Source organism: Terrisporobacter sp. (assembly GCF_017888745.1).
Lineage (GTDB): Bacteria > Bacillota > Clostridia > Peptostreptococcales > Peptostreptococcaceae > Terrisporobacter.
The window spans coordinates 1-11074 of record NZ_JAGHFM010000184.1; the positions used below are offsets into that span (position 1 = coordinate 1).

General features: G+C 28.3%; 13 protein-coding genes. 11 read left to right on the forward strand and 2 right to left on the reverse strand.

Annotation, left to right across the window (positions count from 1 at the left end; all coding sequences use genetic code 11):
* Positions 1–378: 378 nt before the first annotated feature.
* The gene (locus tag J7G74_RS09015) at positions 379–996 is read right to left on the reverse strand and encodes an HAD family hydrolase (protein WP_297134341.1); all 618 of its coding nucleotides are present in this window, start codon (positions 994–996) and stop codon (positions 379–381) included.
* A 208-nt stretch (positions 997–1204) separates the two neighbouring features.
* Between J7G74_RS09015 and J7G74_RS09020 the strand changes: the two genes are divergently transcribed.
* The 10 genes from J7G74_RS09020 (at position 1205) to J7G74_RS09060 (ending at position 9434) form a co-directional block, all read left to right on the forward strand.
* Positions 1205–2089: a BglG family transcription antiterminator gene (locus tag J7G74_RS09020; RefSeq protein ID WP_297134343.1), complete on the forward strand. Its 885-nt coding sequence runs from the start codon at positions 1205–1207 to the stop codon at positions 2087–2089.
* A gap of 12 nt (positions 2090–2101) precedes the next feature.
* Positions 2102–3286, forward strand: coding sequence for a BglG family transcription antiterminator (locus J7G74_RS09025; protein WP_297134346.1), 1185 nt, complete (start codon positions 2102–2104; stop codon positions 3284–3286).
* A 14-nt stretch (positions 3287–3300) separates the two neighbouring features.
* Positions 3301–3765 (forward strand): PTS sugar transporter subunit IIA, encoded by a 465-nt coding sequence (locus J7G74_RS09030; RefSeq protein ID WP_297134348.1) that lies wholly within the window; start codon positions 3301–3303, stop codon positions 3763–3765.
* Between the two features lies 1 nt (position 3766).
* On the forward strand, positions 3767–4048 hold the full coding sequence (gene gatB / locus J7G74_RS09035; RefSeq protein ID WP_297134350.1) for a PTS galactitol transporter subunit IIB: 282 nt from the start codon (positions 3767–3769) through the stop codon (positions 4046–4048).
* Positions 4049–4114: 66 nt separating this feature from the next.
* Positions 4115–5473: a PTS galactitol transporter subunit IIC gene (locus J7G74_RS09040; RefSeq protein WP_297134353.1), complete on the forward strand. Its 1359-nt coding sequence runs from the start codon at positions 4115–4117 to the stop codon at positions 5471–5473.
* Between the two features lie 149 nt (positions 5474–5622).
* Positions 5623–6471 (forward strand): class II fructose-1,6-bisphosphate aldolase, encoded by an 849-nt coding sequence (fba, locus tag J7G74_RS09045; RefSeq protein ID WP_297134372.1) that lies wholly within the window; start codon positions 5623–5625, stop codon positions 6469–6471.
* Between the two features lie 18 nt (positions 6472–6489).
* Positions 6490–6894 (forward strand): alcohol dehydrogenase catalytic domain-containing protein, encoded by a 405-nt coding sequence (locus J7G74_RS16715; protein ID WP_330616487.1) that lies wholly within the window; start codon positions 6490–6492, stop codon positions 6892–6894.
* Positions 6895–7016: 122 nt separating this feature from the next.
* A complete protein-coding gene (locus J7G74_RS16720; protein WP_334299737.1) occupies positions 7017–7541 on the forward strand; it encodes a zinc-binding dehydrogenase in 525 nt (174 codons plus the stop codon).
* Between the two features lie 14 nt (positions 7542–7555).
* A complete protein-coding gene (pfkB, locus tag J7G74_RS09055) occupies positions 7556–8488 on the forward strand; it encodes a 1-phosphofructokinase (protein ID WP_297134374.1) in 933 nt (310 codons plus the stop codon).
* Positions 8489–8807: 319 nt separating this feature from the next.
* Entirely contained in the window at positions 8808–9434 is a 627-nt protein-coding gene (locus tag J7G74_RS09060; RefSeq protein WP_297134377.1) for a hypothetical protein, read from the forward strand.
* Positions 9435–9564: 130 nt separating this feature from the next.
* On the opposite strand, the gene J7G74_RS09065 is transcribed toward J7G74_RS09060, so the two are convergent.
* Positions 9565–10503, reverse strand: coding sequence for an urease accessory protein UreH domain-containing protein (locus J7G74_RS09065; protein WP_297134380.1), 939 nt, complete (start codon positions 10501–10503; stop codon positions 9565–9567).
* Between the two features lie 164 nt (positions 10504–10667).
* Between J7G74_RS09065 and J7G74_RS09070 the strand changes: the two genes are divergently transcribed.
* Positions 10668–11074: response regulator transcription factor (locus tag J7G74_RS09070; RefSeq protein WP_297134383.1), on the forward strand; the 407-nt coding region annotated here is incomplete at its 3' end.

Consider the following 11074-nt stretch of genomic DNA (forward strand, 5'->3'; position numbering starts at 1 on the left):
CTTATTATAAATATTATACAGACTACACTTGGGGAGATTCGAAACATTATCATATTTGTTTAGATACAAGCTATATGGGAATTGATGAGGCAACTAGAATAATAATAGATTTTGTTGAGAAAAAATTTAAATGATTATTTTATTAAATAAATATAATAACTAAATAGTATTTAAACTAATAATTAAATACAGTAAAATATCTATGTGGAAATATTGAGTAAATTTAAGAGAAAGTCATTACAAGGCAGTATAGCAAAACAACTAAAATAATTTTATTGATGTTAAAGTTGATAATATTAAAAAAGAAAAACTAGTATAATCATATAAAATTAATATAAAGAAAACTCCTCAAAATTTAAATGAGGAGTTTTCTTTATATTAAATAATAGAACATATTTCTTTTGGATGAGAGAAATAATTATCACATAGCTTTTTACATTTTTCATGAGCACCCCAAAGTGCTAATCTGAAGTCTATATTAGCATTCTTAGCACATTGTATATCGAAACAAGTATCGCCTAAAAATAAAGCATCACTTGAATCAACATGAGCATATTCTATGATTTTTAAAAGTGGTTCAGCATTAGGTTTTGGATACTTAACATCATCTATACAAACTACATAATCAAAATATTGATTAATATTAAAATAGTTTACAGTATTTTCGTACTCCCATCTAGTTTTAGATGTAGCTATGGCAAGAGTAATGTTCTTTTCTTTTAGATGCTTGATAGTATCAAGAATACCATCAAATAACTCTATATCATTTTTAAAGTCATCGATATACTTTACCCATTTATCATAGCTAAATCCGTTATCATATATATCATAATGACTAAATACTTCATCTCCAGGCATACCTATTGCGAATTCTAATTCTTTTAAGCTAGTTTCGATATTATGATGTATTTTTAAACATTTTTGTAATCCTTTTAATACAGCTTTTTCTGTGTTTAATAATGTTCCATCAATATCAAAAATTATTAATTTGTACATATTTATCTCCTTTTATATTAAATTAGCCTTTTAAATATTCAAAAAAAGTATAACTTGTTTTAGAATATTTAGGACAGTGTAGGTTCTTTCAAAAAAATGTGAAAAGATTTATACTATTATATTTTTTTTCGCAAAAGTGTGAAAAACATTTGACTGTTTTAAATTTTAAAATACTGATAGAATTTAATCATAACAGTAGGGGGATAAAATGAAAAAGAGAACAAAAGAAATACTACTAGAAATTATAAATAAAAACGACTTAACAATTTCAGATTTAGCAACATTGTTTAATGTTTCTCAAAGAACTATAAGAAATGATTTGAATTCAATAAATGAATTTCTTGATTCAAATAATCTTTCACTTTTAGCATTATGTAGTAATGGTAAGATTGAAAAGAAAAAAGATATAGAGTCTGCATATGAATTAATATCTGATGGAGATTTTTATACATATAAGCTTTCAAAAGAAGAAAGAAAACTTATGATAGCAATTATACTAATAGAATCTTCAGAGTATATTACACTTTCAAAAATAGCAGATACTTTATTTGTAAGTAGAGCAACAGCTATAAATGACTTAAGCCACGTTAAGGAGTATTTAAAATCTGGTAATTTGACTGTTATATCACATGCTAATAAGGGATTGAGATTAGAAGGGTTAGAAAGTGATAAAAGGAACTTCTTATTAAATATAATCTTATCGGATAAAAACAATCAAAATTTAATATCATCAATAAATAATAATAATATGATTGTTAATAGTGAGATGGAAATAATTCATAAGATTATAAATGAACAAGAGCATGTACATGGTAAATATTTAACTGATTCTTCTTATAATAAATTAAAAAACTATCTTTTAATAAGTATATCAAGACTTAAACAAGGAGAATTAATAGAAAGTCAAAACCATGTTTGTGATACAAAGCTCCCAATGGCACAAGATTTACTTAAGTATATATCTCAATATTGTAATATTATAAGCACTATGGATGAAGCTAAATATCTTAGTAAAGTCCTAAATAGTCTTAGATACTTGAAAAAAAGTAATGAAAGTAAAAGTATGGTAAGAATACAGCTTATAACAAGGTAATTTATTGAATGTGTGTCTCATGAATTGAAAATTAATTTAAATGATGATTATGACTTTTATCAAAATTTATCGAATCATCTAGAATCAATTTTTAGATATAACAATAATAATTTTCAAAAAAATGAATTTATTGATGCAGTAGTATTAAAAAATCCTAATGTGATTATGGCTGTAAAAAAACATATAGAAATCATTGAAAAGTATGTACAAAGGGAAATTAGTGAAATTGAAATAGCATATATAACAATTCATATTTGTGCAGCAATAGAAAGAAAGAAAAATCAAGAAATAGCATTTCACGTTATTCTTGTTTGTAATGGAGGTATAGGTACCTCACAATTGTTATTAGCAAAACTGAAGACACATTATAACTTTCAGATAGTAGACATAGTTTCATCTCATGATGAAAAAAATATTGTAAATAGAAATGCTGATTTAGTAATTTCGACAGTACCTTTAAAAAATATTGATACTGACTATGTTATTGTATCACCTTTATTTACAGATGAAGACTACATAAGGGTAGGAAATAAGATAGATGAAATTAGAAATAGTAGGAATATTCCTCCAAGGATAGAGAAAAAGGAAATAACAGCTAAGGGTGTTTTAAATAAATTAAAGTCTGTTTTTATGGAATTTGAAGGTGAAATACCTGAAGGATTAAAAGAAAAGATAACAGATGCAGTTTTAGAATATTTTGATGATGGTGTGCATGAAGAAATTGATTACACATCTCCTTATCTCCATCATTTATTACCTAGTTCTAATATTGAATTAGATGTAGAATGTGAAAATTGGAGAGAAGCCGTAAAAAAATCAGCTAAATATTTATTAGATAATGAATATATCGAAGAAAGATATATTGATAATATGATAAAGAATATAGAAGAAAATGGACCTTATGTAGTTATATCAGATGGATTTGCACTTCCTCATGATGGTATAGATGCAGGTACTAAAAAAGTAGGAATGAACTTAATAAGATTAAAGAATTCTATTAAATTTGGTGATGATGAAGAAGGAGTAGATGTTAAATTTGTTTGTTGCTTAAGTGCGATAGATCATAATACTCATTTGAAAGCGTTTTTTAATCTAGTGAATATGCTAGGTCAAGATAAATTTAAAGATGCAATAGAAAGTGCAAAATCTGAATATGAATTATCAGAAATAATAAGAAGATATGAATATAGCATCTAAAGGAGGAAACATAAATGGTTTGGGAACAGTTAAGAGATAATTTGATATTTCCAGAGTTAGATGCAAAAGATAGCTCTGAAATTATGGAAAAAGTGGGAAGAGTCTTTATAAATGAAGGCCTATGTAAAGAAAGTTATATACAGGCTCTTATTAATCGTGAAGGAGAATTTCCAACAGGTATAGATGTGGATGGATTTGGTATAGCAATTCCTCATACTGATGTATCTCATGTTAATGAAGCTGGTATAGGCATAGCAACTTTAAAAAAACCTGTAAAATTTATACAAATGGGTACTGATGATGAAGAAGTAGAAACAAAAGTTATTGTAATGTTAGCAGTAGATGATCCTAAAAAGCATTTGTCAATGCTTCAAAATATATTAGCTATACTTCAAGACAAAAATGTCTTAAATGAATTAGCAAATGCAAAAGAAAAAACAGAAATAATAAAAATAATCAAGAATAAGGAGAATGAATAATATGAAAAAGAAAGTAATAGTAGCATGTGGTGGAGCTGTTGCAACTTCAACAATAGCAGCAAATAAAATAGTAGAGTTAGGAAAGAAAAATGGAATAGATATAGAAATAGCTCAAGTAAGAATATCAGAAATAGAATCAAATTTAGATGGAGCATGTTTAATAGTAACAACTTCTAAAGTTAAAAGAGACTATGGTATACCACTAATAACAGGAATGCCTTTCATATCGGGAGTAGGGGTAGAAAAAACTGAAAAATCAATATTAGAAGTTTTACAAGCGTAGTAGTAATCATTTCTTAGATAACAATTATATAGTTATAAAATATTTACAATAGGGAGGAAATGAAAAATGGGAATTTTCGGAGATATAATTAATTATATCATAGGACTTGGAGCATCAGTTATGCTTCCATTAGTAATAGCAATACTAAGTATTTGTGTTGGGGTTAAAGTAGGTAAGGCAGTAAGATCAGGTTTAATGATAGGTGTTGGATTCGTTGGGCTAGGTCTTATAGTGGACATGATGAATTCACAGCTTGGACCAGCTGCTCAAGCTATGTCTGAAAACTTTGGTTTATCGATGAGAGTTGTTGATATTGGATGGCCTGGAGCATCACCAATGACTTGGGCTTCAAATATAGCAACAGTAGCTATACCAGTAGCAATAGCAGTAAATATAATAATGTTAGCTTTAAAATGGACTAAAACAGTAAATATAGATATATGGAATATATGGCATATGACTTTCACAGGAGCTATAGCTTATGTGGCTACAGGTAACTTCTGGATAGGTATATTAGGGGTAATTGTTCATGCTGCTATAGCATATAAGTTAGGTGATATATGGGCACCACTTATGACTGATTACTTTGAATTAGATGGACTTACAGTACCACATGGTACATCAGCATACTTAGGACCAATAGCTTGTGTTATAGATGCAATAATAGAAAAAATACCTGGACTTAGAGATATAGACTTAACAGCAGATTCTTTACAAGAAAAAGTTGGTGTACTTGGAGAACCTATAGTTATAGGAGGCATATTAGGTGCGATAGTTGGTTTCTTAGCTGGATATGATTTTTCAGCATCATTACAATTAGGTGTAAAAATGTCAGCTGTTATGGTATTAATGCCTAAAGTTGTTAAATGTATAATGGAAGGTTTAATGCCAATATCAGAAAGAGCAAAAGAGGTATTATCTAAAAAATACGATAACTCTGAATTCTATATAGGATTAGACCCTGCGATATTACTTGGGGATCCACAAGTTGTTACTGCTGGATTAATATTTATACCACTTACTATATTAATAGCTGTTATAGTTCCTGGAAACGTTATTTTACCATTTGGTGATTTAGCAACAATAGGATTTTTTATAGCAATAGCAGTTGCAGTGCACAAAGGAAATATCTTTAGAAGTATAATATCTGGGTCATTCATAATGTATTTAACAATATGGATAGCTAACCAAACTATTCCATGGGTAACTGAGTTAGCAATAAGCACAAATTCTACAAATGGAGCAGCTCAATTAGCAGCCCTTGACCAAGGTGGAGCACCAATTACTTATATCTTCACAGAACTATTTACAAGAGACAATATATCTGGACTTGTAGGTATTGGAGTTATATATGCAATATGTTTAGTATTTGCAGTTAGAACGTCTAAAAAACGTGCTCAAGAATTAAAAGAAGAAGAAGCTTAGAAAATATATAATTACTCAGTGATAACTCATGAGCTATCACTGAGTATAAGATATATTTTTTTTTATACATTTTATGAAGTAGAAGAAATAAAAAATAATTTTAGAATGGATTTTTCATTATAAATGAAAAAAATAGGGGGATTTTCAAGATGGCACTAGTTACAACTAAAGAAATATTATTAAAAGCTCAAGAAGGAAATTATGCAGTAGGGGCTTTCAATGTGGAAAATATGGAGATGGTTATGGCAGTTATTGCAGCAGCAGAAGAGTTGAATGCTCCAGTAATAATGCAAACTACACCATCAACAGTAAAATATGCAGGACTTGATTTTTACTTAGCAAATGTTGCAGCAGCAGCTAAAAAATCAAAAGTCCCTGTGGCTATGCACTTAGATCATGGAAGTAGTTTTGATTTGGCGATGCAAGCATTAAGAGCTGGATACACATCAATAATGATAGATGGATCTCATAGTGTTTTTGAAGAAAATATAGAAATAACTAAGAGGGTGGTTGATGCTTGTAAACCATCTCTTATTCCAGTAGAAGCTGAGCTTGGTAAAGTTGGAGGAAAAGAAGATGATTTAGATGGAGGAAGTGGTGGATATACAGATCCTTTAGAAGCTAAAGAGTTTGTAGAAAAAACTAATGTGGATTCTCTTGCTGTCGCAATAGGTACAGCTCACGGGGTTTATGATGGAATACCAAAATTAGATTTAAATCGTTTAAGTGAAATAAAGAATGTAGTAAGTGTACCATTAGTTTTACATGGAGCTTCAGGATTATCAGAAGAAGCAATAAAAGAAAGTATAAATCGTGGTATATGTAAAGTTAATTTTGCAACAGAGTTAAGAATAGCTTACACAGATGGAATAAAAAATACCTTATCAGAAAATCCAGAATTAATAGATCCTAAAAAATATGGAAAATCTGCTATGGAAAATGTTAAAGAGCTAGTAAAAAACCGCATAGAAATGTGTGGATCAGTTAATAGAGCATAATATAAGGGGGAAAAAGAAATGATGAAAGCAGGAGTTGTACATGGTAAAGAAGATATAAGATTTGAAGATATAGCAAAACCTACTCCAAGGGACAAACAAGTTCTAATAAAGGTAAAGTATACAGGAGTTTGTGGTTCAGACGTACCAAGAGTAAATGATGGAGCTTCCCACTTCTTTCCTAATGTATTAGGACATGAATTTTCTGGTGTTATAGAAGAAATAGGAGAAGGAGTTACATCTCTTAAAGCAGGAGATAGAGTAGCTGGAGTACCTTTAGTTCCTTGTATGGAATGTGTTGATTGTCAAGTAGGTGATTATTCTCTTTGTAAAAATTATAGCTTTATAGGTTCTAGAGAATTTGGAAGCTTTGCAGAATACGTAGTGGTTCCAGAAAAAATGCAGTTAAATTTGAAGATGAAGTAAGTTTTGAACAAGGTGCATTTTTTGAGCCAGCTACAGTTGCACTTCATGGACTACAAAGAGTTCCTTATGAAGGTGGAAAAACAGTAGCTATCTTAGGTGGTGGAACAATAGGACTATTCACTATGCAATGGGCTAAAATATTTGGAGCTAAAAAGGTTGTAGTATTTGATATAAATAATGAAAGATTAGACTTAGCTAAAAAACTAGGTTCAGACAATGGAATAAATACATTAGATGAAAACTTTATGAAAGATGCACTTGAACTAACTGATAATAGAGGGTTTGATTATGTGTTTGAGACAGCAGGGAATACAATAACTATGAAAATGGCATTTGAACTAGCTGCTAATAAAGCAAATGTATGCTTTATAGGAACACCAACTAAAGAAATTACTTTCTCAGTTAAAGAATGGGAGCAAATGAATAGAAAAGAATTTAATTTAACAGGGTCTTGGATGTCATATAGTGCACCATTCCCAGGAAAAGAGTGGGAATTAACTGCTCATTATTTTAAAACAGGAGAATTAAAGTTTGACGAATCTTTAATCTATAAAAAAATTCCTTTAAAAGAAATATCGACTGCTTTTGAAATGTATAAAAATAATCAAGTAAAAGGTAAACTATTAATTGATAGTGAAGCTTTATAAGAAGAGGAGATTTTATGATTACAACAGTAACTTTAAATGTATCTGTAGATAAAGCATATAAAATAAAAGGTAGTAATGAATCTGGCAAGGTTATGAGAGTTTTAGAATGTAATAATACTGCAGGTGGAAAAGGATTAAATGTTTCAAGAGTTATTTCTCTTTGCAAAGAAGATATCTTAGCAACAGGGTTTGTTGGAGGTCACTGTGGAGCATTAGCAGAAGAATTACTAGAAAAGGATAACATAAGTAGTCAATTTATTCATGTTAAAAGTGAAACAAGAAACTGTATAAATATTTTAGATGAAAATAATATATCAACAGAATTTTTAGAAAGTGGAGCGCCTATTAGTGAGGAAGAAGTAAATACTTTTATAAAAGAGTTTGATGATATTATAGATAAAAGTAATATAATAACTATTTCGGGAAGTGTTCCAAAAGGAGTTCCATCTAATATCTATGCTACTTTAATAGAAATGATAAAATTAAAAAACAAAAAGGTTATTTTAGATGCATCAGGTGAATTATTACAAGAAGGAATAAAAGCTCTTCCAACAATGATAAAACCTAATAGCGAAGAGATGGAAAGTTTATTAGGTGTAAGTATAAATAATGAAGAAGAAGTGATAGAGAGTGCTGTCAAACTTCATGAAAATGGAATAGAAATAGTTGTTGTATCTCTTGGAAAAGATGGAGCATTATTAGTTTGTAAAGATGGTGTTTATCATGGGAGACCACCTAAAATAGAGGTAGTAAATACAGTTGGATGTGGAGATTCTATGGTGGCTGCTTTTGCAGTAGGTTTAGAAAGAGGTTATTCTAGTATTGAATGTTTAAAATATGCTATATCCATATCTGCAGCTAATGCACTTACTTTTTCCACAGGAAGTTTTAAAGAAGAAGATGCTGATAGAATATTTAAAGATATAACAATAGAAAAAATAAGATGATTAAAAGAGACTAATATAGTCTCTTTTTTTAGTATTAAGTAGTTTACAATTTATTTTATTTACGGATAAGTTGTAAACTCCAACTGCTTAAAGTTGTTTCTCAAGGGCATTGGTCATATTAAGTATTTATGCTATAGGTACCTTAGATGAATCAAATTTTTTATAAAAATAATCTAGCTGTAAATTGTATAAAAGTTAAAAATAAAGATATTTTATCTAATTATGTCACTAAATAGTACTAAATGGAATAAAATATCGTAGAAGTATATAAATAAAGATGATGCTTATAGATCATATATAAAGGAGTGAATTAATTAGTATGAATGAAAATATAGACAACAATTTAAATAAAAAGAATGAAACTACATGTCCATGTAGATGGAAAGAAATTTGTTTATGCAAATGTGGTGAGGAATGTTATAACAATAAAGACTGCTGTTATTTAAGACCTAAAGACATTTGTATAGCTCAAGTTAATGACTCTACACTTTCACAGGTGGTTTCAGAACTAAATAACTTATATCTTACTGCATTACCAATGGAAGTAAATACAGCGGGATGTGAAATAGATTCAAGTGATTCTAAAAGACCTAATGATACTTTAGTAATCAATGATCCAGGAATATATAATATATATATTTCTTTAAAATATAGTTTTAAATATAATAGTTTGGCTGAAGAAGGAGATATATCGAAAGCTAAGTTTTCTATTATTGGAAATGGGAAAGAGATATTTGATATGGAAGATACAATTATTGTACCAAGAATTATAGATGGACAGAGTGAAGAGATAGTTAAGAATATTCAGGGAAGAAGGTTAAAAGCAATAAAAAAAGATTTACCATACAAGATAAATATAGCACTTGATGAGTTTGATTTAGATAAGTCAGTATTAAATCAAATTAGGATAGAAGATTTAACATTAATAGTAGAAAAAATAATTTAAATTTAATATTTTGTAAATAGGTGTTATCTTAAATTAAGATAGCACCTATTTTTTTATTATATATTTATTAAAATTTACTTATTTAAAAACTTCATAATTTAACTATAATGATGAGTTAATTATTAAGATATTAGATAATTGAAATACTACGTTTTATCATAAAAAGTCCAAATATAATTATTAAAAGCCCAGCATATTTATAAATTTTGTCATTATATTTTTCGTTGATTTTAGAAGACAAATATCCAAGACTAAGCATAACTGGTACAGTACCAAGTGAAAATACAAACATGGAAGACGCACCCATTACAAAACTTCCACTAGATAGAGCATAAAGCTGCATAGTTTGAAGTGGCCCACAAGGTAAGAAACCATTTAAGTAACCTATAATGAAAGGATTTTTATGATTATTTACACATGTACTTTTATTGAAAATAGTAGGCAAAGTGAATCTTTTAAATAATTTGATACCTATAATATTTAATCCTGATATTATCATAAATAAGGCAGCAATAAGTTGAATCATGCTTTGTATTTCTAAAGATGAAGAAAATACAGAACCTAATGCACCTATAATACCACCTAAAATAGTATAAGAAATAACACGCCCTAAATTATACAAAAATGACGACTTCAAAGATGATGTTTTTTCATAGTTATTAAATGTTTGTGTTAAAATTATTCCACCACACATTCCTATACAATGAAATGAGGTGCAAATTCCTACAATAAATAACATAAAAAAGGAAGTTTCATTAATTGTTGAAAATGTAGTAGATCCAGTCAAAGGATTATTTCCCAGGAAAAATATAGATATAATTAATATACTAAGCCCTAAAACCTTTACTAGTAAATTATTTTTATTTGAAAAACCACAATTCTTTATGGAATTTATTATTTCAGTATCATTACATAGTTTATTATCGTAAGTAACGATTACCATTGAGTTTTCATGATCAGCTCCAACACTGGTTATTCCTGGAAGTTTACTAATTTCATGTTCAACTGTAGATTCACAAGAGTGACACTTCATACCATATACATCAAAAAATTTAGTGATTTTACTCATACTTTCTCCTTAAATTATTTTTTATTTAATAATATGTATATTATATTCTAAAATTATGAAAAAATAATGAATAATATAATAATAAGTATATTATCTATAAAACTTCATAAAAAATCTATAATTATGTTATATTGTAAAAGTATAAAGGAACTAAAGGAGGAAATATGTTTAATATACTATTAGTTGACGATGAAGAAAAGATAACAGAGGTTGTAAAAGCTTATTTAGATAAAGAAGGATATAATACTAAGGTAGCTTATGATGGAAAACAGGCAATAGATTTATTTAATGACAATGAGTTTGATTTAGTTATTTTAGATAGAATGTTGCCAGATATAAGTGGAGAAGAAATATGTGAAAAAATAAGAGAAACATCTTTAGTACATATTATAATGCTTACAGCCAAAACTGATGATGAAGATAAGATTGATGGATTTAATTTAGGTTGTGATGATTATGTTTGCAAGCCTTTTAATGTAAAAGAGCTTATTCTTAGAATAAAGGCTGTATTTAGAAAGATGGAAAAAAATGAAGATATTTTAAAAGTAAAAGATGAGATAGAGGTTAATAC